The sequence below is a fragment of the Pseudomonas proteolytica genome, assembly GCF_007858275.1.
GTDB lineage: Bacteria > Pseudomonadota > Gammaproteobacteria > Pseudomonadales > Pseudomonadaceae > Aquipseudomonas > Aquipseudomonas proteolytica.
This window is the reverse complement of the sequence record NZ_VFEV01000049.1, coordinates 18,501-39,074: the sequence shown is the minus strand read 5'-3', so window position 1 is coordinate 39,074 and position 20,574 is coordinate 18,501. Positions and strand designations below refer to the sequence as shown.

Below are 20,574 nucleotides of genomic sequence, written 5' to 3'. Positions count from 1 at the left end.
ATACCCAGGCACCACCAACCCGTTCCCGTGGATGAGCGAGATCATGGACTTGAAGAAAGAGAAGAACTTCTTCGAGACCCGCGTGATCGAGTATCAGACTGGCGGGGCGTTGAGCTGGGATTGATCGCCCCACACCTCCTGTAGGAGCGAGCTTGCTCGCGAAGATCGTCAACGATAACCCAGGCCCCCCGGATAAACGCGGCGCCTAGGCGTTTTTCGCGAGCAAGCTCGCTCCTACAATCAGTGCGGTGTACGGCCTCAGTTGGACACTTGCTCAAGGAAGATCAGTTTCAGCGGTTCCTGGAGCAAGTCGTCTGCCGTGGCGGCAAAGCGCTGGAAGTACGGCATCGCAAAATGCGCATCGAGGGCCGCCTGGTTCTTGAACGCTTCACGCATATAGAACGTGCCGGGCTCGTCACGCAGTTCGAACAGCACGTAGTCCAGGTTGCCTGGCTCGGTGCGGGTCGGTTCGACCAAGGCCAGCAGGCCGGCCTTGAGCGCTTGTTCCTGGCCCGGTTTGGCCTTGAGTACGGCGATGGATATCAACGGTTTGGTCATGCTGGCGACTCCATTGGTAGGTTGGCTGGCGCAGCCGGCAAGCATTACGCACAGCGATAAGCCCAGGGCTTTGATCAGGGTGTTCATTGGAAATCTTCAAGCACAATCTTGCCCCGCGCCTTGCCGCTTTCCACCAGGGCATGGGCGCTGCGCATGTTGGCCGCGTTGATCGCACCAAAATGCGCGCCGAGGGTGGTGTGCAACACCCCCTGGTCAATCAGTTGGGCCACGCGGTTGAGCAGATGGTGTTGCTGGATCATGTCCGCCGTTTCAAACATCGAGCGGGTGAACATCAGTTCCCAGTGCAAGGACAGGGATTTGAGCTTGAGTGGCATGACATCCAGGCTGGCCGGATCGTCGATCAACCCCAGCCGCCCTTGGGGGCGCAGCACTTCTACCAGTTGCGGCAGATACTCCTCGGTATGGGTGAGGCTGGCGACATGGCTGACCCCATCAACCCCCAGTGCCTTGAGCTGGGCGAGCATGGGCCGGCGATGGTCGATTACGTGATGGGCTCCCATGCGCTGGACCCACTCGATGGTCTCGGGCCGCGAGGCGGTGCCGATCACGGTCATGCGGGTGAGTTGGCGGGCCAGTTGCACCAGGATCGAACCCACCCCACCAGCGGCACCGACCACCAACAGCACCTCGCCCTCGCCGCCGCCTTCGGTCACGCCAAGGCGATCGAACAGCAACTCCCAGGCAGTGATCGAAGTCAGCGGCAAGGCGGCGGCGTGGGCCGCATCCACTGTGCGCGGCCGGTGACCGACGATGCGCTCATCAACCACCTGGAACTCGCTGTAGCTGCCGGAACGGATCAGGGAGCCTGCGTAGTACACCGCGTCGCCCGGTTTGAACAGGGTGACGTCGGCGCCCACCTGGCGCACGATGCCCGCCGCATCCCAACCGAGGATTTTCGGCTCCTTGGCGAAAGTGCCGGCGCGCACCTTGGTATCGACCGGGTTGACCGCCACGGCCTGCACTTCTACCAGCAGGTCCCGGGGGCCTGGCTGGGGAGCATCGATGTTCACGTCGATCAGCGAGCGCGGGTCGTCAATGGGCAGGCCATGTTGGGTGAAGGAGATTGCTTTCATGGGAACTCACGGTTGATGAGGGGCGATGGCCCTCGATGGCTTATATCTTTACCGTTCCCAGCGCGAAGAAAAATCGACAAAATGCAGCAACACTTTCATCCCTGGAGTGAAAATGATCCGCATCGATGATCTTGGGCTGTTCCTGCGCAGCGCCGCCCTGGGCAGCTTCACCGCCGCTGCGGTTGAGGCCAATCTGTTGCCGGGGCAAGTCGCCGCAGCCATCAAGCGCCTGGAGCGGGAACTGCAGGTGCGCCTGTTTACCCGCACCACCCGCAGCCTGCGGTTGAGTGCCGAGGGCGAACAGTACCTGCCCACCGCCCGTGGCGTGCTGGAGCAGTTGGCCCTGGGCCGCGAACGCTTGCGCGGCGATGACGCGCCGTTGCAGGGCACATTGCAGGTCGCCGCGCCTTCGGACCTGGGGCGCAATATCCTGCTGCCGATGCTCACCGAGTTCCGCCGCCTACACCCTGAGCTGACCTTGCGCTTGCTGGTATCGGATCAGGTCACCAACCTGTTTCGCGACCCGGTGGACGTGGCCCTGCGCTATGGCTGGAACGAGGATGCCAACTACATCGCCCTGCCCTTGGCGCCCTGGAATCGCCGGGTGCTGGTGGCATCGCCCGACTACGTGGCGCGCCACGGTGCCCCCGCATCGGTCAACGACCTGACCCGCCACCCGTGCCTGCTGTACCTGCAAAACGGCCGTCTGCATGACCGCTGGGAACTGGGCGAGCAGACCGTGCAGGTTGCCGGCCCCTTGTTCAGTGACGACGCCGACGTGGTGCGGCGCTGGGCGGTGGCAGGTGAAGGCATCGCCTATAAATGCTGGCTGGACGTGTACGCCGATGTGCAGGCCGAGCGTTTGGTGGTGCTGTTGCCCGAGGTTCCCGGTGATGTGTACCCCTTGAGTTTCGCCTGCCCCCACCGTGGGCAGATGTCACGGGCAGTCACCCAGTTGTATCAGTGGTTGAACCAGCAGTTCAGCGCCCTGGAGCGCCGATGAACCCTTTTGTCGTGGATTAGGAAAGACGCGGTTTTTATGCCAAATCAAACCATCAAGACGCCGTGCGTCGGCCTGTGCTCCACCGTGTATGGCGACCTGGTGTGCCGTGGCTGCAAGCGTTATCACCATGAAGTCATTCAGTGGAACGGTTATAGCGCCGAGGAAAAACAAGCGGTCTGGCTACGCCTCGAACAGTTGCTGGTGCAGGTCATGGCCAGCAAGCTGCAAGTGCTGGATGCCCCGCGCCTGCGCCAGCAGTTGGAAGCGCGCAAGATCCGCTTTATGCCGCACCAGTCACCTTACTGCTGGGCCTATCAGTTGATTGCCCGCGGTGCGCGGGTGATTTCCAGGCTCGATGCCTATGGCCTGGCGCTGCTGCCGGAGTTTCGTGAGCGGCATCTGGCGGATTTGCGGGATGCGATTGATCGGGAGTTTTTCCTGTTATCGGAGGCGCATTACCAGCGCTACATCGCGCCGCAGTTTTTGCATGAGGCATTTGGGCCGGCGTTGATTGCCACGCTTTAGAACACACCGAAAAACCCTGTGGGAGCGGGCTTGTGTGGGAGCGGGCTTGCTCGCGAAGGCGGTGGGTCAGTTGGTGCATAGATGACTGACCCACCGCCTTCGCGAGCAAGCCCGCTCCCACAAAAGCTGCTCCCACATTTGTGCCTCGTTTAGCTTGAGGGTCAGTGGGTCCAGGACGCCCCGCGCTCGGTGTGCAGGCCGTAGCGGTCGATAGCCTGCTGGCACACCTGCGCCTGCAGGCTGCCTTGTTCCACCAGGGCCGCCAGCGCGGCAAGGACGATGTGGTGGCGGTCTACCTCAAAGAAGTCGCGTAACGCCGCACGGGTGTCGCTACGCCCGAACCCATCAGTCCCCAGCACGGTATAGCTCGACCCCAGGTACGAGCCGATCATCTGTGGCACTGCGCGCACGTAGTCCGACACCGCAACCACTGGTGCGCCTGGTGGCAGGCAGGTCGCCAGGTGGCTGTGCCGTGGGCTTTGCAGCGGATGCAGGCGATTATGGCGTTCCACCTCCCGCGCCTCGCGGGCCAGTTCGCTGAAACTGGTCACGCTGAACACCTCGCTGTCGATCTGCCAATCGTCAGCCAGTAACTGCGCGGCAGCCTGGGCCTCGCGCACCAGGGTGCCCGAGCCGAGCAGGCGCACCTTGGCGCCGGCATTGCCGTCGAGGCGGTACATGCCCTTGATGATCGCGGCTTCGACACCCGCCGGCAGGCTCGGCTGCGGGTAGTTTTCGTTCATCAGGGTCACGTAGTAGAACTCGTCGACATCGTGCTCAAGCATCTGGCGCATGCCGTGGTCGAGAATCACCGCAAACTCGCCGGCGAATGCCGGGTCGTAGGCGCGGCAGTTGGGTACGGTCGCAGCCATCAAGTGGCTGCTGCCGTCCTGGTGCTGCAAGCCCTCGCCGCCCAAGGTGGTACGCCCCGCCGTGGCACCGAGCAGAAAGCCGCGGGCGCGCTGGTCGGCGGCGGCCCAGATCAGGTCGCCCACGCGCTGGAAACCGAACATCGAGTAGTAGATGTAGAACGGCAGCATGCGCAAGCCATGCACCGAATAACTGGTGGCCGCCGCGACCCAGGAGCTGATCGCGCTGGCCTCGCTGATGCCTTCTTCCAGGATTTGCCCGTCGGTGGCTTCGCGATAGCTGAGGATCGAACCGATATCTTCCGGCTCGTAGCGCTGGCCGACGCTGGAATAAATACCGATCTGCTTGAACAGGTTGGCCATACCAAAGGTGCGCGCCTCGTCGGCGACAATCGGTACGATCCGCGGCCCCAGGGCCTTGTCCTTGAGCAGGTTGCTGAGCATGCGCACAAAGGCCATGGTGGTGGACATTTCCTTGCCTTCGGCCTGGGTGGCGAAACCGGCATAGCCACTCACGGGCGGAACGGGTATCGGCTCGGCGCTCTGGCTGCGGCTGGGCACATAGCCGCCGAGCGCGGCACGGCGCTGGTGCAGGTAGCGCATCTCCAGGCTGTCGGCGGCGGGTTTGTAGAAGCTCAGGGATTCGGTCTGCTCGTCGGTCAAGGGCAACTGGAAGCGGTTGCGAAAGCCGATCAACGCCTCGCGGTCGAGTTTTTTCTGCTGGTGGGTGGTCATCTTGCCCTGGCCGGCCTCGCCCATGCCGAAGCCTTTCTTGGTCTGGGCCAGGATCACCGTGGGGCGTCCCTTGACCCGCCGCGCAGCATGGTAGGCGGCATGGATTTTCAGCATATCGTGGCCGCCGCGCTTGAGGCGGTCGATCTGCTCATCACTCAAGCCCGCCGCCAGCTTGGCCAGGGATTCACTCTGGCCGAAGAAATGCTCACGGTTGTAGGCACCGTCCTTGGCGGCAAAGGTCTGGAACTGCCCGTCCACGGTCTGGGACAAGGTGCGCACCAACGCACCGTCTTCATCCTTGGCCAGCAAGGCGTCCCAGTCCGAACCCCAGACCAGCTTGATCACGTTCCAGCCGGCACCAGCAAACAATGCTTCCAGTTCGTCGATGATTCGCCCGTTGCCGCGCACCGGGCCATCGAGGCGTTGCAGGTTGCAGTTGACCACCCAGGTCAGGTTGTCCAGGCCTTCGCGAGCGGCCAGGGTCAGGGCCGACATGCTTTCCGGCTCGTCCATCTCGCCGTCGCCAAACACGCCCCAGACGTGCCGGTCGGTGGTGTCCTGCAAGCCGCGATGGTGCAGGTAGCGCATAAAGCGCGCCTGGAAAATCGAGCTGATCGGGCCGATGCCCATGGAGCCGGTGGGGAACTGCCAGAAGTCCGGCATCAACCACGGGTGCGGATAGCTGGACAGGCCACGGGCGCCCGCCTTGACCGCGCCCAGCTCCTGGCGGTAATGGGCCAGGTCCTGCTCGCTCAGGCGGCCTTCAAGAAACGCCCGCGCATAGATGCCGGGCGCGGAATGGGGCTGGTAGAACACCAGGTCGCCGCCCTCGTTGTTGTGGCGCGCACGGAAGAAATGGTTGAAACCCACTTCGAACAGGTCCGCCGCGCTGGCATAGCTGGCGATATGGCCACCCAGTTCGCCATAAGCCTGGTTGGCCCGCACCACCATGGCCAGGGCATTCCAGCGGACCAGCGAGGCCAGGCGTTCTTCGGTGGCCAGGTCGCCGGGAAAGTGGGGCTGCTGATCCACGTCGATACTGTTGATGTACGGCGTGCCATGGCGCGGCTTCCAGCCGATGGCCGGGGTGTTGCCGGCGTCGGCTAGCATATCGAGGATCTCCCGCGCGCGCTCAGGACCGGCGTGGCGTACCAGGGATGCCAGGGCGTCGCGCCACTCGGTGAGCTCCTGCTGGTCAATGGCTGTTTGATTGACTGTCTTTACGAAACCGTTCATGGGCACCTCCGAGCTGTTTTTTCCAGTTTATGTCTGCCCAAAAGGATTTTTTGACTGTTCTGGATAGGTTGACGGGCGATTTGCAGCACAAAATGCTTAAACACAGCCCATTAAAAGCACGTTGTGCTTCAACCACCTGAAACACCGCAATTGTGTTTAAAATGCCGCCCGTTTAATGATCGACGCTGCCCGATGACCCCTGACGCCCTCGCCCTGCTCCACACCCATTTGCTCGCCGCCCTGCGCGACGTACCTGCAGAAACCCGGCGCCTGTTCCACGGCCGGGGCCGCTGCTGGCCGGGCCTGGAACAACTGACTGTGGATTGGCTGCAAGGCGTGGTGCTGGTTGCTTTGTTCAAGGAGCCCGAGGCGGTGCAACTGGATGCCTTGCAGCAATTGCTGCGCAACCTCTGCACCAGCGACGAATGGCAGCAGGCCGGCGCCCACACCCTGGCGTTGCAACATCGCTATCTGCCGCAAAGCACCACCGAATGGTTGTGGGGGCAGATGGTCGAGGAGCTGACCATCACCGAAGGCGGCCTGTTGTATCGCATCGACCTGGGCAAAAAACAGAACAGTGGGCTGTTCCTGGATATGCGCTACGGCCGCAATTGGGTACGCGAACACGCCAGTGGCCTGCGGGTGCTGAACCTGTTTGCCTATACCTGCGGGTTTTCCGTGGCCGCCATCGAGGGCGGGGCCGAGCATGTGGTCAACCTGGATATGGCCCGTGGCGCCCTGAGCCGGGGCCGCGACAATCACCGGCTCAATGGCCATGACCTGGGCAAGGTGAGTTTTCTGGGGCACGACTTGTTCAAGTCCTGGGCCAAGGTCACCGGCAACGGTCCCTATGACTTGGTGATCATCGATCCGCCGTCCTTCCAGAAAGGCAGCTTCCTGCTGACCAAGGACTATCAGCGCGTACTGCGCCGCCTGCCAGATTTGCTGACGCCCCAGGGCACAGTATTGGCCTGCATGAACGACCCGGCGTTTGGCGAGGACTTCCTGATCGAAGGCGTGACCCGCGAAGCGCCGGGGCTGCGCTTTGAGCAGCGCCTGGCAAACCCGCCGGAATTTCCCGATATCGACCCGCAAAGCGGCTTGAAGGCCCTGGTGTTCCGTCAGGGCTGATGCCGAATCCGTCAACGCTTGCTACGCTAAACCTAACGCCGTGGTGGTGAACCTTATCCCCACCTTTCCGGTCGATACCTGCATCCCTTGGCCAGATTCGACGCTCAATCGCCGTCGGCTGCCGTGTTTCACCTTTTGGAGAACGCCCCTGTGATATCGACCCTGCATGTAGCCAGACTCAAAGCCTGGGGCGCCCATGGTTTTACCGCCACCGGCGTGGTGCTGGCCTTCCTCGCGACGCTGGCGCTGCTGGAGAACCAACCCAAGGCCTGCCTGCTGTGGCTGGGCCTGGCATTGATTGTAGATGGCGTGGATGGGTCGCTGGCGCGACGGGTCAATGTGCAGACCGTGCTGCCAAGCTTTGATGGCTCGGTGCTGGACCTGGTGATCGACTACCTGACGTATGTGTTTATCCCGGCGCTGTTTATCTACCGCTACATCGACCTGCCGGACTTCACCCACCTGTTCACCGTCTCGGTGATCCTGGTGTCGTCGCTGTTCTGCTTCTGCAACGTCAACATGAAGAGCAAGGACAACTACTTCCAGGGCTTCCCCGCGGCCTGGAACGTGGTGGCGCTGTGTGTCTACATCATTGACCCGGACGCCTGGATCACCCTGGCCACGGTGATTGGCCTGGCGCTGCTGACAGTGACCCCGATGAAGTTCCTGCACCCATTCCGGGTCAAGCGCTTCATGCCGATCAACATTGCGGTGACCACGGTGTGGCTGCTGTGCAGCCTGTTGCTGGTGATCGACCAGCCGTATACCAACAAGCTGACCATGGGCCTGTGGTTGTTGATGTCGGCGTACTTCCTGGGGATTTGTATCTGGCGCACAGCGGTGGAGTGGTTGGATAAATCGCGTAAGGCATAAGGCTTATCGTGGCAAGCGGACTTGTTGTGGCAAGCGGGCTTGCTGTGGCGAGCGGGCTTGCCCCGCGCTGGGCTGCGCAGCAGCCCCTCTCCACAAAAGCACCACAGCCACAACAGCACCACTGCCACAACATACCGCAGTCAGAACGCCAGCTTGAAACCAATCAACCCCAGCATCACCGCCAGGCACGGGCGCAGCAGTTCATCCGGCACCCGGCCTGACATATGGCTGCCAACGTAGATCCCCGGCAGCGACCCCATCAGCAAGAACCCCAACAAATGCCAGTCCATGTTACCCATGCTCGCATGCCCTAGGCCTGCGACCAGGGTCAGCGGTACGGCGTGGGCGATTTCGGTGCCCACCAGGCGCTTGGTGGCCAGGAACGGATACAGGATAAACAACGCCACGGTGCCCAGCGCGCCGGCACCGATGGAGGTCAGGGCGACCATGGTGCCGAGGATCGCGCCGGTGAAGACTGTCAGGCCGTTGAGGTTGCGCGGGCGCATATGGTAGTTGTCGCCCGCATGGTGCTGGGCAAAGGCCAACAGTTTTTTCTTGAACAGAATCGCCAGGGCCGTGAGCAGCAGTACCACGCCCAGGGCCTGCTTGATCACCTCGTTCATCGCGCTGGGGTCGGTGTGCAGACTCTTGAGGAACCACAGCGTCAACAATACTGCCGGCACGCTGCCCAGGGTCAGCCAGCCGGTGATGGTCCAGTCGATGTTCTTGTTCTTGCCATGCACCAGCACCCCACCGGACTTGGTGATGGCCGCATACAGCAAGTCGGTGCCCACCGCCGTGGCGGGGTTGATGCCGAACCACAACAGGATCGGGGTCATGAGCGACCCGCCACCGACGCCGGTCATGCCGACGATAAAACCAACGATCAGGCCTGCCACTACAAAACCAAAATTACCCACATCCATTACAACTACCTGCGGCCTTATAAAATTCTGGCGGCAGCATAGCGATTTTTCTTATAACGACTTATATCAATACGATCTGACTTTATTCCTTTTACGTCTCATGGATTTATTTGTCGCGCCGTGCATCCAGTCAGCCGTGCCGTGAGTAGTACAGGTAGTAGCCATAACGCTGCTCTGCTGTTCACCCCTACGGAGAGACACCGATGAACACTAAACCCCTGCTCTGCCTGACCTGCCTGCTGCTCGCGGCGCCCGCGGCCTTTGCCCAGACCAGCCTGCCCGACAGCATCAAGGTGCCGGACGGCCACAAGGTGACCATGGAAACCACCGGTGTCGGCGAAATCACCTACGAGTGCCGCGACAAGGCCAACGCTGCCGGCCAGACCGAATGGGTCTTCGTCGGCCCCAAGGCAGTGCTCAATGATCGCAGCGGCAAGCAGGTCGGCACCTACTTCGGCCCGCCCGCCACCTGGCAGGCCCAGGACGGTTCGAAAGTCACCGGCACGCAATTGGCCGTGGCGCCGTCCAGCGCGGGCAACCTGCCCTATCAACTGGTCAAGGCCAACCCGGCCGAAGGCAAGGGTGCAATGAACGGGGTCAGCTATATCCAGCGCGTCGCGCTCAAGGGTGGCGTGGCGCCAAGTGCCGAATGCAGTACCGCCAACAAAGGCCAGCAAGAAGTGGTGAAGTACCAGGCGGATTACATCTTCTGGGCGGCCAAATAATGCGCCTGGCAAAAAAAGTCGTCTAAGCTGCTGCGCTAGCACCCCGGCCAATCGCGGCCGGGGCTTGACCCTCAAAGGCGGCCACAATCCTTGCCCGAACCTCTCTTTGACTATGAAGCCTGCCTGTTGGCCTGCGCCCGCGGCGAACAGCAAGCCTTGCGTCAGTTGTACGAACAGGATTGCGCCCGGCTGCTCGGCGTGGCCAAGCGCATTGCGCGGGATACGGCCCTGGCGGAGGACATCGTGCATGAGGCGTTTATCAATATCTGGAACGGCGCCGGCGGTTTCGACCCGCGTAGGGGTTCGGCTCGTGGCTGGGTGTATAGCGTGACCCGGCATCTGGCGCTCAACGTCATGCGCAAAAAGGGCCGCGAAGTTGCGCTCAGTGATGAGCATGAACAGACCTTGGCGGCTGAACCCAGCACCGAGCATTTCGAATACCGTGCCCGTAGCGGCAAGGTTTACCAGTGCCTGGAACACCTGGAACCGGCGCGTCGCAGTTGCATCCTGCATGCGTATGTCGACGGCCTGTCCCACAGTGAAATCGCACAGAAACTGGGCACCCCGCTGGGGACTGTCAAAGCCTGGATCAAACGCAGCCTCGCGGCATTGCGTGAGTGCATGGCATGACCCCCGAAGAATTGAACGACCTGGCCGGCGAATACGTACTGGGCACCCTGGCGGCCGAGCAACGCCTGCACGTGCAGCAACGCCTGGAACACGATGCGCCCTTGCGCGCGGCGGTGGAGGCCTGGGAACAGCGCTTGTTGCCGCTGACCGAGCTGGCCGAGCCGGTGGCGCCTTCACCCTACCTGTGGCGGCGCATTGAACGCAGCCTGGGCCATCACGCCGTGGGCGACACGCCGCCGGTGCCCTGGTGGAACCTGCTCGCGCTGTGGCGTGGCCTGGCCGGTGCCGGCTTGCTGGCCAGTTTGGTGCTGGCATCGCTGCTGCTGACCCGCCCCGCCGCCATCAACCCGACGGCCTACGTGGTGGTGCTGACGGCGCCACAAAGCCAGGCCCCAGGCTGGGTAATCCAGGCCAGCAACGATCAGCAAATCCAGTTGATCCCCCTGGGCGTCATGCAGATACCGGCGGACAAGGCCCTGGAGTTCTGGACCAAGGGTGATGACTGGCAAGGCCCGGTTTCCCTCGGGTTGGTCAAGCCGGGGCAGAGCCTGTCGATCCCCCTGGACAAGCTGCCGCCGCTGGCGCCAAACCAACTGTTCGAGATGACCCTGGAAGGCCCCAATGGCTCGCCGACCGGTAAGCCAACCGGGCCGATCCAGGCGATTGGCCGGGCGGTGAAGGTGATCTAGCACTGGATTAAAACGCCGACTCGCGCCATCCTCCGCGTTTTACGCCGCCTTATCTGCGGCGCTTGACGCTCAAAGGATATTTTCATGCACGACCCAGCCCTCGCCCCTGCCGATTTCGAGTTCATCGAAGACATTCTGCTCAAGTACGGCGACGACAACTCGGTACTGAACCTGGCCGAGTTCGATGGCTACTTCACCGCCCTGGTGTCCGGCCCGGCGCCGGTGGATGTTGCCATCTGGTTCCCGGCCATCTGGGGCGACCAGATCCCGGCATGGGAAAGCAAGGCCGAACTGGAGCAGTTCATCGACCTGTGCACACGTCATCTCACTGGCATCGCCCAGCAGTTGGCCAGCGACGCCCAGGGTTTTCAGGCGCGCTTCGAACAAACCGAACACCAGGGCCTGCCGCTGACCCTCGCCGAGGAATGGTGCTTTGGCTATATCCGTGGCGCCGCGATCAGCCAATGGCCAGCCCTGCCGGCCGAGCAGGCAGCGCAGTTGGAAACCATCTCCTGGTGCGCCGAGCAGGACAACTTCCAATTGCCGGCCGACCTGGATGTGGCCGCCCATCAACAACAGGTGGCCCGCATCGAACCGGCGGCCAGGGCCTTGCATGCCTATTGGTTGAGCCTGCGCGGTTAAACCTGCGCCATGATTTGACCCTAGCGTGCCGGATGGTCGATTATTCGTCTCCGCCAGCCGGCCACTCCCAGCCACCGCGCCTTGAATCAGGAGCCTTGTACCTTGAGTTCGCAGAAAACCGTGACCGTGACACCGCCCAACTTTCCATTGCACGGCAAGGTAGCGCCTCCCGGCTCCAAATCCATTACCAACCGCGCCCTGCTGCTGGCAGCCCTGGCCAAGGGCACCAGCCGCCTGAGCGGCGCGCTGAAAAGCGATGACACCCGGCATATGTCCGTGGCCTTGCGCCAGATGGGCGTGACCATCGATGAGCCGGATGACGTGACCTTTGTTGTCACCGGCCATGGCAAGCTGCAGTTACCGGCGCAACCGCTGTTCCTCGGCAACGCCGGCACCGCGATGCGCTTTCTCACAGCCGCCGTGGCGACCGTGGAAGGCACCGTGGTACTGGACGGCGACGAGTACATGCAAAAGCGCCCCATCGGCCCGCTACTGGCGACCCTGAACCACAATGGCATCAAGGTTGAAAGCCCCACCGGCTGCCCGCCTGTGACCGTGCACGGCACTGGCCGCGTGCAGGCCAAGCGCTTCGAGATCGATGGCGGCCTGTCCAGCCAATACGTCTCGGCACTGCTGATGCTTGCCGCCTGTGGCGAAGCGCCGATCGAAGTAGCGTTGACCGGCAAAGACATCGGCGCCCGTGGTTACGTCGACCTGACCCTGGATTGCATGCGCGCCTTTGGCGCCCAGGTGGAAGTGGTCAACGACAGCACCTGGCGCGTGGCCCCTACCGGCTACACCGCCAATGATTACCTGATCGAACCCGACGCGTCTGCCGCCACCTACTTGTGGGCTGCCGAAGTGCTGACCGGCGGCAGCATCGACCTGGGCGTCGCCGCACAGGATTTCACCCAGCCCGACGCCAAGGCCCAGGCCGTGATCGCGCAATTCCCGCAGATGCCGGCCACGGTGATCGGCTCGCAGATGCAGGACGCCATCCCGACCCTGGCGGTGCTGGCGGCGTTCAACAATACCCCGGTGCGCTTCACCGAGCTGGCCAACCTGCGCGTCAAGGAATGCGACCGCGTCCAGGCCCTGCATGACGGCCTCAACGAGATCCGCCCGGGCCTGGCGACCATTATCGGTGATGACTTGCTGGTGGCCAGCGATCCCGCGCTGGCGGGCACGGCCTGCACCGCGCTGATCGACACCCACGCCGACCACCGCATCGCCATGTGCTTTGCCCTGGCGGGCCTGAAAGTCTCGGGTATCCGGATCCAGGACCCGGACTGCGTGGGCAAGACCTATCCTGAGTACTGGAACGCCCTGGGCAGCCTGGGCGTGCAACTGACCTACTGAGCCGTCAGCACCAGCGTGGGGAGGGAGTGATCATGACAATTCGCCAACCCTGCCCACCTGCTGTGTGTGATTGCGCGCGCGAGCAATTGCTCGATGCGCCCGGTACCGACCAGCGCATCCTGCAATTGACCCGCCAGGAAGAAAAAAAACTGCTCGAACGCCTGGAAAACCTGCAAAGCCTGGCAGACCTGGAACGCATGCAACACTTGATGCACCAGCAATTGGGCATCCGCGTGCACATCGCCCCAGGGCATACCGAAGTCAAAAGCATGCGCGGGATCCAGATCGTGATCGATGAACTGCCGGGGCTGTGCCGCAAGACGCGGCAGTCAATTCCGGCAGCGATTCGCAAAGGGCTGGAGAAACGGCCGGAGATTGCGTACCGGTTGCTCGATGCCCATGACCTTTTCCGCGACAGCCCGCCTTTGTTGTAACCGACCGGTTTTATCTGGCCCTGGGGGCAATTGTGGTTATGGACACGGTCGTGGCGAGGGGGCTTGCCGGAACGCCGTATCGCCCCCGCTGGGCTGCGCAGCAGCCCCAAAACCTGCCATCTCGGTGTACCTGGCGGAACGGGGTGAGGCTGTTGGGGTGGCTTCGCCACCCGGGTCAAGCCCGCTCGCCACATAAAGCCAGTAGTCACACAGTAGGCTTGAGGGGGCTGCAAGTTCCCTGTGGCGAGGGGGCTTGCCGGAACGCCGTATCGCCCCCGTTGGGCTGCGCAGCAGCCCCAAAACCTGCCATCTCGGTGTGTCTGGCGGAGCATGGTGAGGCGGTTGGGGTGGCTTCGCCACCCAGCGCGGGGCAAGCCCGCTCGCCACATAAAGCCAGTAGTCACACAGTAGGCTTGAGGGGGCTGCAAGCCCCCTGTGGCGAGGGGGCTTGTCCCGTTGGGCTGCGCAGCAGCCCCAAAACCTACCACCTCGGTGTGTCTGACGGAGCATGGTGAGGCTGTTGGGGTGGCTTCGCCACCCAGCGCGGGGCAAGCCCGCTCGCCACATAAAGCCAGCGGTCCACAGTAAGTTCGAAGCCCAGTCAGGCCAAGCGGCTCTGTACGAATAGCCGGGCCTTGCGGGTCATCTGGTCGAAATGCCGGTCGCGCTGTTTCTCGGCATCGATCATCGCGCGCTTGCCGTGTTTCTGTAGCAGGTAGGTGTGGATTTGCCGCACTTCCAGCGAGCTATAGATCGATGCCACATCCAACACGCCCATCAGGCCATCGGTGCTGTAGTCGCGTGTATTCATCAACACCTGAGTCCCGCGCACGCCGCGCACCTGGAAGCCCATGGATTCAAAGGCCGGGACTTTTTCCACGGTGCAGGTCAATTCGCCATGGGGGTAACGGCTGAGCATCTCATCCATCATCACCCGCGCCACGCCCTGGCGGCGGTGGCTGGCATGCACGGCCATATAGGCCACGCCGCAGGCCTCGGGATCGTCCTTGACCGGCAGGTACAGCAAGAAGCCGACGACCTTGGCCGGATCCTGCTCATCGGTCGCCACAATCAGCTCGACCGCAATGCCCTTGGCCCCACCCAGCGCCTCCAGGTACAGGTGCACTTCGTAGCCGATTGCATACTGGTAGATGTTGTACAGCAGGTTGCTCGGCGGTAAGGCGACCGAGCTGATATCGGTCAGGTAGTCGACCACCATCTGCAAGATCTGACTGTTGACGGGCTCAGGGCATGGGCTGGTGTAGTGGGTAAGGGTGAACATCGAATTCCTGTTTCCTGGTATTTCGCAATCAAGGCAGCGGGGATTGTACCTGTTCTGCGCCACACACCTGGCGCAAACAGCCGCGCAACCAACGATGCGCGAGGTCGGCATCCAGCCGTGGATGCCAGAGCATCGCCACGCTGAACGGCGGCACCTCGACCGGCAGGGCAAAGCTGAACAGGCCCTCACGCAGACCGCTGGTATAGCGCTCGGGAACGCTGGCGATCAGGTCGGTCCGTTGCGCCAGGGCCACGGCCGTAGAGAACCCGGTGACGATAGTTGCCACGTCTCGCGTCAGGTCCAAGGCCTCAAGTGCGTGGTCGATCTGCCCACGTTCGCGCCCGCGCCGAGACACGTAGATATGCCGGCCGGCGGCGTAGCGCGCGGTGGTGATGGGGCCTTGGCTCAATGGGTGGCCGGCGCGCACCACACCGATAAAGCGGTCGCGAAACAGCAACTGGGTGAGGACTTCGGGGTGGGCGCTGCTATCGACGACGCCGGTTTCCAGGTCCACGCTGCTGTCGCGCAGCGGCGCACCGGGCTTATGCACAAAGTGCAGGCGCACGCCGGGTGCCTGCTCAGCCACATGGGCGATCAGCGCAGGACCGAAACTTTCGACGAACCCTTCGCTGGTGCGCAGCACGAAGGTCCGCACCAGGCCCTTGAGGTCCAGGACCTGCCGCGGACGCAGCAGCGCTTCGGCCTCCTGCACCAGTTGGCCGACCCGTTCGCGCAGTTCCAGGGCCCGGGGCGTCGGCACCAGGCCGCGTCCGGCACGCACCAGCAGCGGATCGCCGGTGGTTTCACGCAGCCGCGCCAACGCACGGCTCATGGCTGAGGGGCTCAGGCCCAGGCGTTGGGCGGCACGGGCGACGCTGCCTTCGGCCAACAGCACGTCCAGGGTGATCAGCAGGTTGAAGTCAGGCAGCGACACGGCGGCAATCCTTATCAAGCGTTTGACGCACACATAGAGTGCAACTGATGCGTCTTCCGCCATGTTAGGCGACACCCTAGAGTGCGGGCAACGACCACGGTGCAGAACAAGGAAACCCCATGACATCCCCTCCCCCACGCGGCGCGCTCGCCGGTTTGTCGTTGTGCATGCTCCTGGCTTCGCTGGGCACCAGCATTGCCAATGTCGGCCTGCCGCAAATGGCCGAGGCCTTTGCGGCAGGCTTTGCGGCGGTGCAGTGGGTGGTGCTGAGCTATTTGCTGGCAATCACTGCTGTGCTGGTGAGTGTCGGTCGCCTGGGGGATCGCTTCGGCCATCGCCGCCTGCTGTTGGCCGGCGTGCTGGTCTTCGCGGTGGCCTGTGCCCTGTGCAGTGCCGCGCCCTCCCTTGGCGTGCTGGTCGCGGCGCGGGCGCTGCAAGGGTTTGGCGCGGCGATCATGCTGGCAATGACCATGGCACTGGTCGCGGCCACCGTCCCCAAAGCGCAGACCGGTCGCGTCATGGGTTTGCTGGGGACGCTGTCGGCGGTGGGCACTGGCCTGGGGCCGGCCATCGGCGGCGCACTGATTGCGGCGTCTGGCTGGCGTGCGCTGTTTCTGGTGATGCTGCCGTTGGCCGCCCTCGCTTTTGTGCTGGTGCAACGCACACAGGCCGACAGAGACCCGCAACCAGCGGGTGCGGGCCGCTTGAGTGTCTTCGCGACACTCCATGACCGGGCCCTGGGCGCCGGGCTGGGCATGAGTACGCTGGTGGCCGCGGTGATGATGACCACCCTGGTCGCCGGGCCGTTTTACTTGAGCCATGGCATAGGACTCGATCCCGCGCAGATGGGCCTGGCGATGGCGGTAGGTCCGTGTATCGCGGCGCTGGCGGGCATACCGGCCGGGCGCATGACCGACCGCTGCGGCAGCTACGCCACCACGCTGGGCGGCCTGCTGTGCATGCTGGCCGGCTGCCTGGTGCTGGCGTTGATGCCTCTGGGCGTCACGGGTTACATCGGCGCGCTGGGGATCCTCACCTTGGGCTACGCGCAATTCCAGGCGGCCAACAACACGGCGGTAATGGGCAATGTGCCGGCGGATCGACGCGGGACGATTGCCGGCTGGCTGAACCTGTCGCGCAACCTGGGCTTGATTGTCGGCGCGTGGGCGCTGGGAGCGGTGTTTGCCTGGGGCATGGGCGATGTCCATGCGGCGCTGCCCGCCGCGGTTGGCCGAGGGTTTCGCCTCGCGTTCTGGGTCGCCTCGGGGCTGGTCGCACTGGCGCTGCTGCTGGCCTGCGCGCGCCGGGTGAAAACGCTGCAGGCCAGCACAGCGCCTTGACAAGGGAAAATCGTAACGGCTATTGTCTGACAACCTGATCACCTAGGTTTTGCCATGCTTGAGCTCCAGCGTCCAGATTCCCTCGTCGTGCGTGTAGTCAGCGCCATACGGGCCGAGATTGACTCCGGACAACTGGCGCCCGAGTCGCGCCTGCCGACCGAGCAGCAACTGGCCGAACAGTTGAATGTCAGCCGTTCGGTGGTGCGCGAGGCGATTGCCCAGCTCAAGGCCGATGGCGTACTGACCGCCCGGCGTGGCCTGGGCTCGTTTATTTCGCAGACCCCGGCCGGTACGGTATTCCGCTTTCCAGAAAAGAACGGCCGGCGCCCTGACCTCGCGCAAATGTTCGAAGTGCGCTTGTGGATCGAAACCCAGGCAGCCTCCATTGCCGCCCAACGCCGTGACGCAGGCGACCTGCAGCGCATGAAGCGGGCCCTGCAGGAAATGCACGACAAGCGCGCAGACTTTGAAGCCGCTGCCCTAGCCGACGTGGAGTTTCACCGGGCCATCGCCGACGCCAGCAAAAACGAATACTTCGTCGCCTTCCACGACTTTCTGCGCAGCCAGTTGGCCAGCGCGCGCAAGACCGCCTGGGAAAACTCGGCCTCGCGCTTTGCCAGCGGCTCGGCCGATGCCACCCAGGAACACCAGGCGCTGTACCAGGCCATTGTCGACGCTGACCCACAAGGCGCCGCCGCTGCCGCTGAAGCGCATTTGCGTGCTGCCGCCAAACGCCTGCAACTGGAGCTGCCCGCGACCCACTGATCGCCCCACACCGATAAAGCGTGCCTGCGGGCGCGCCGTTTTTTTAACAAAAACATTAGTCTGACAACCTGATAAGCAGACTGAAATGTATTGATTTAGGTAGCCCCCACATGATTTATGACTTTTGCATCATCGGCGGCGGCATTGTCGGCCTGGCCACCGCGATGGAGCTGCTCAAGCGCCAGCCCAACGCATCACTGGTGATCCTGGAAAAGGAACCGGTGCTGGCCAAGCACCAGACCGGCCATAACAGCGGCGTGATCCATGCCGGCATCTACTACGCACCCGGCAGCCTCAAGGCCGACCTGTGCAAGCGCGGTGCCGAGGCCACCAAACAGTTCTGCCGCAAACATGGGATCAAGTTCGAGGTGTGCGGCAAGTTGCTGGTGGCCTCCACGGCCCTGGAAGTGCAGCGCATGGAAGCGCTGTATGCGCGCTCGCAACTCAACGGGATGAAAGTCGAACGCCTGGACGCCGAGCAACTGCGCGCTCGCGAACCGAATATCGTCGGCCTGGGCGGGTTGTTCCTCGATGCCACCGGGATCGTCGACTACCGCCAGGTCTGCGAAACCATGGCCGAAGTGATTCGTCGCAATGGCGGTGAGATCTGCCTGGAAAAAACCGTCACCGCGATTGCCGAAGACACCGACAAAGTCACCGTCAACACCCTCGATGGCGCCTGGCAGGCACGGCACCTGGTGGTGTGCGCCGGCCTGCAATCGGACCGCCTGGCGACCCTGGCCGGGATTGATATCGACCACCAGATCATCCCGTTCCGTGGCGAGTATTTCCGCTTGCCGGCGTCGAAGAACAACATCGTCAACCACTTGATCTACCCGATCCCCGACCCTGAACTGCCGTTCCTGGGGGTGCACCTGACCCGCATGATTGATGGCAGCGTCACCGTCGGCCCCAATGCCGTACTGGGCCTGGGTCGGGAAAACTACAAGAAGTTTTCCGTCAACTGGAAGGATGTGGCCGAGTACGCGCGCTTCCCCGGCTTCTGGAAAACCATCTGGCAGAACCTCGGCTCCGGCAGCGTAGAAATGAAGAACTCGTTGTTCAAGTCCGGCTACCTGGAGCAGTGCCGCAAGTATTGCCCATCCCTGGAACTCGACGATCTGCTGCCCTACGAAGCCGGGATCCGCGCCCAGGCGGTGATGCGTGACGGCACTTTGGTACACGACTTTCTGTTCGCCCAGACGCCGCGCATGTTGCACGTGTGCAACGCGCCGTCACCGGCGGCCACCTCTGCCATTCCGATTGGCGAAATGATCGCCGACCGCATGTTCACCCCCAACTGAATACCCCCTGTGGGAGCTGTCTCGCCCCGCGAGGCTGCGATGACGGCGGCACAGGCAAGAAAAATATCGCCTGACCCACCGCTATCGCAGCCTCGCCAAGGCTCGACAGCTCCCACAGTTGAACGCGTTCGCAACACCCTAATAAATATAATGACTGAGAAGGAAGTACAGCATGACGGCAAAAGCCCATAACCCCGCCACGGTGGAAACCCCGGCACAAACCAAGAAACGCCTGCGCAAGGTCGCTGCCGCCACCATCTTCGGCTCGATGCTGGAGTGGTATGACTTCTACCTCTACGCGACCATGGCGGCGATTGTCTTTTCAAAGATCTTCTTTGATAACAGTGACCCGAAGACCGCGACCCTGATGGCGTTTTCCACCTTCGCCATCGGTTTTATCGCCCGCCCCTTCGGCGGCATTCTGTTCGGCTACCTGGGCGATAAGTTCGGCCGCAAACATGTGCTGGTGCTGACCTTCTGCATGATGGGCGTGTGCACCACGCTGATCGGCCTGATCCCCAGCTACGCCTCGATTGGCATCTGGGCGCCGATCATTCTGGTGTTTATCCGCATCATCCAGGGCCTGGGCGCCGGCGCCGAGTTGTCGGGCGCGGCGGTCACTTCCTACGAGCATGCTTCAGAAGGCAAGCGCGGCAGCCAGGGTGCCTGGCCGGCGCTGGGCTTGAACCTCGGCCTGCTGCTGTCATCGCTGACCGTGTACCTGCTGACCATCAATGGCAATGAGTTCCTGCTGGCCGGCGGCTGGCGTATCCCGTTTATCTGCAGCATCGCCCTGGTGGGTGTGGGCCTGTGGGTACGTAACAGCATCCCGGAAACCCCGGAGTTCAAGGAGTTGAGCCAGGAGCCGGCCAAGGCCAAGGTCTCGCCGCTCAAGGCGCTGTTCAAGAACGACCTCAAGGGCCTGGCAGTGGTGTTCTTCGTGGCTATTGGCTACAACGCCCTGAGTTATATCTTCAAGACCTTCTCCCTGGCCTACCTCACCCAGTTCAAGGGTGTCGACGTGCATGTCACGTCGCTGTCGGTGACCATTGCCAGCCTGGTCGCCATTGTCGCCGTGCCGTGCTTCGGCTGGCTGTGTGACAAATGGAGCAGCAAATCGGTACTGGTGCTGGGCGGCGTGCTGTCGCTGCTGTTCGCCTACCCGTTCCTGGCGCTGCTGAACACCGGTGAAAGCCTGATGATCTACCTGGCCATCGGCATCGGCACCGGGATCCTCGCGCCGATGATGTTCGCCCCCCAAGGTTCGTTCCTCAGCCGCCAGTTCCCGACCCAGACTCGCTCTTCGGGCTTTGGAACCGGGCGTGAAATCGGTACGGCCATCGCCGGTGGCTTGGCGCCGCTGGGTGCCTTGTCGATGGTGGCCGCTTCGACCACGCACTCGACGGACGGTGTGGTGATCATCCTCGCTATCGCCTCGGTGCTGGTGGTGGTGTTTGCCCTGTGTGACCAGGGCCGCAAGCACTCGGCATTCAAGAACTGAGGGCAAAATGTTGCCCAAG

Annotated in this window: 20 protein-coding genes and 1 pseudogene; 15 read left to right on the top strand and 6 right to left on the bottom strand. The window is 62.8% G+C overall.

Features of this window, described 5'->3' with window-relative positions:
• Positions 1-124 (top strand): annotated as a pseudogene (locus tag FIV38_RS30135) (ribonucleotide-diphosphate reductase subunit beta); the annotation flags it as partial.
• A gap of 134 nt (positions 125-258) precedes the next feature.
• Here the strand turns inward: FIV38_RS30135 and FIV38_RS26560 are convergent.
• On the bottom strand, positions 259-558 hold the full coding sequence (locus tag FIV38_RS26560) for a putative quinol monooxygenase (protein ID WP_057441906.1): 300 nt from the start codon (positions 556-558) through the stop codon (positions 259-261).
• 83 nt (positions 559-641) lie between these two features.
• Positions 642-1,652: a zinc-binding alcohol dehydrogenase family protein gene (locus FIV38_RS26555; protein ID WP_092236217.1), complete on the bottom strand. Its 1,011-nt coding sequence runs from the start codon at positions 1,650-1,652 to the stop codon at positions 642-644.
• Positions 1,653-1,764: 112 nt separating this feature from the next.
• Between FIV38_RS26555 and FIV38_RS26550 the strand changes: the two genes are divergently transcribed.
• Together FIV38_RS26550 and FIV38_RS26545 are read left to right on the top strand one after the other, a co-directional pair.
• Positions 1,765-2,655, top strand: a complete 891-nt coding sequence (locus tag FIV38_RS26550) for a LysR family transcriptional regulator (protein WP_070994943.1) — start codon at positions 1,765-1,767, stop codon at positions 2,653-2,655.
• 36 nt (positions 2,656-2,691) lie between these two features.
• Complete coding sequence (locus FIV38_RS26545; RefSeq protein WP_029295134.1) at positions 2,692-3,180, top strand: DUF1289 domain-containing protein; 489 nt, start codon at positions 2,692-2,694, stop codon at positions 3,178-3,180.
• A gap of 161 nt (positions 3,181-3,341) precedes the next feature.
• On the opposite strand, the gene mdeB is transcribed toward FIV38_RS26545, so the two are convergent.
• Positions 3,342-6,020, bottom strand: coding sequence for an alpha-ketoglutarate dehydrogenase (gene mdeB / locus FIV38_RS26540; protein WP_092236214.1), 2,679 nt, complete (start codon positions 6,018-6,020; stop codon positions 3,342-3,344).
• Between the two features lie 192 nt (positions 6,021-6,212).
• Between mdeB and FIV38_RS26535 the strand changes: the two genes are divergently transcribed.
• Both FIV38_RS26535 and pcsA read left to right on the top strand, forming a co-directional pair.
• A complete protein-coding gene (locus FIV38_RS26535) occupies positions 6,213-7,151 on the top strand; it encodes a class I SAM-dependent methyltransferase (RefSeq protein ID WP_029295132.1) in 939 nt (312 codons plus the stop codon).
• A 150-nt stretch (positions 7,152-7,301) separates the two neighbouring features.
• Positions 7,302-8,024 (top strand): phosphatidylcholine synthase, encoded by a 723-nt coding sequence (pcsA, locus tag FIV38_RS26530; protein WP_029295130.1) that lies wholly within the window; start codon positions 7,302-7,304, stop codon positions 8,022-8,024.
• A 140-nt stretch (positions 8,025-8,164) separates the two neighbouring features.
• On the opposite strand, the gene FIV38_RS26525 is transcribed toward pcsA, so the two are convergent.
• Positions 8,165-8,950, bottom strand: a complete 786-nt coding sequence (locus FIV38_RS26525; RefSeq protein WP_092236211.1) for a sulfite exporter TauE/SafE family protein — start codon at positions 8,948-8,950, stop codon at positions 8,165-8,167.
• A gap of 203 nt (positions 8,951-9,153) precedes the next feature.
• On the opposite strand from FIV38_RS26525, the gene FIV38_RS26520 reads away from it, so the two are divergent.
• The 6 genes from FIV38_RS26520 to FIV38_RS26495 all read left to right on the top strand — a co-directional run bounded on the left by FIV38_RS26520 (position 9,154) and on the right by FIV38_RS26495 (position 13,429).
• On the top strand, positions 9,154-9,675 hold the full coding sequence (locus tag FIV38_RS26520; protein ID WP_092236208.1) for a DUF3455 domain-containing protein: 522 nt from the start codon (positions 9,154-9,156) through the stop codon (positions 9,673-9,675).
• 90 nt (positions 9,676-9,765) lie between these two features.
• Complete coding sequence (locus tag FIV38_RS26515) at positions 9,766-10,305, top strand: sigma-70 family RNA polymerase sigma factor (protein ID WP_092236205.1); 540 nt, start codon at positions 9,766-9,768, stop codon at positions 10,303-10,305.
• The gene (locus tag FIV38_RS26510) at positions 10,302-10,994 is read left to right on the top strand and encodes an anti-sigma factor (RefSeq protein ID WP_092236202.1); all 693 of its coding nucleotides are present in this window, start codon (positions 10,302-10,304) and stop codon (positions 10,992-10,994) included. The genes FIV38_RS26515 and FIV38_RS26510 overlap by 4 nt, the downstream gene beginning before the upstream one ends.
• A gap of 84 nt (positions 10,995-11,078) precedes the next feature.
• Positions 11,079-11,636, top strand: a complete 558-nt coding sequence (locus FIV38_RS26505; protein WP_092236199.1) for a UPF0149 family protein — start codon at positions 11,079-11,081, stop codon at positions 11,634-11,636.
• Between the two features lie 102 nt (positions 11,637-11,738).
• A complete protein-coding gene (aroA, locus tag FIV38_RS26500; RefSeq protein ID WP_092236195.1) occupies positions 11,739-12,995 on the top strand; it encodes a 3-phosphoshikimate 1-carboxyvinyltransferase in 1,257 nt (418 codons plus the stop codon).
• 32 nt (positions 12,996-13,027) lie between these two features.
• The gene (locus FIV38_RS26495) at positions 13,028-13,429 is read left to right on the top strand and encodes a hypothetical protein (protein WP_092236192.1); all 402 of its coding nucleotides are present in this window, start codon (positions 13,028-13,030) and stop codon (positions 13,427-13,429) included.
• Between the two features lie 601 nt (positions 13,430-14,030).
• Here FIV38_RS26495 and FIV38_RS26490 read toward each other — a convergent pair.
• Together FIV38_RS26490 and FIV38_RS26485 are read right to left on the bottom strand one after the other, a co-directional pair.
• Positions 14,031-14,711 (bottom strand): GNAT family N-acetyltransferase, encoded by a 681-nt coding sequence (locus FIV38_RS26490; protein ID WP_092236190.1) that lies wholly within the window; start codon positions 14,709-14,711, stop codon positions 14,031-14,033.
• 28 nt (positions 14,712-14,739) lie between these two features.
• Complete coding sequence (locus tag FIV38_RS26485) at positions 14,740-15,645, bottom strand: LysR family transcriptional regulator (protein ID WP_092236187.1); 906 nt, start codon at positions 15,643-15,645, stop codon at positions 14,740-14,742.
• A gap of 119 nt (positions 15,646-15,764) precedes the next feature.
• On the opposite strand from FIV38_RS26485, the gene FIV38_RS26480 reads away from it, so the two are divergent.
• The 4 genes from FIV38_RS26480 to FIV38_RS26465 all read left to right on the top strand — a co-directional run bounded on the left by FIV38_RS26480 (position 15,765) and on the right by FIV38_RS26465 (position 20,555).
• Positions 15,765-16,985 (top strand): MFS transporter, encoded by a 1,221-nt coding sequence (locus FIV38_RS26480; RefSeq protein ID WP_092236184.1) that lies wholly within the window; start codon positions 15,765-15,767, stop codon positions 16,983-16,985.
• A 54-nt stretch (positions 16,986-17,039) separates the two neighbouring features.
• Positions 17,040-17,750 (top strand): FadR/GntR family transcriptional regulator, encoded by a 711-nt coding sequence (locus tag FIV38_RS26475; protein ID WP_029295107.1) that lies wholly within the window; start codon positions 17,040-17,042, stop codon positions 17,748-17,750.
• Between the two features lie 110 nt (positions 17,751-17,860).
• A complete protein-coding gene (lhgO, locus tag FIV38_RS26470; protein ID WP_092236180.1) occupies positions 17,861-19,054 on the top strand; it encodes an L-2-hydroxyglutarate oxidase in 1,194 nt (397 codons plus the stop codon).
• A 172-nt stretch (positions 19,055-19,226) separates the two neighbouring features.
• Entirely contained in the window at positions 19,227-20,555 is a 1,329-nt protein-coding gene (locus tag FIV38_RS26465) for an MFS transporter (protein WP_029295104.1), read from the top strand.
• Positions 20,556-20,574 lie beyond the last annotated feature (19 nt).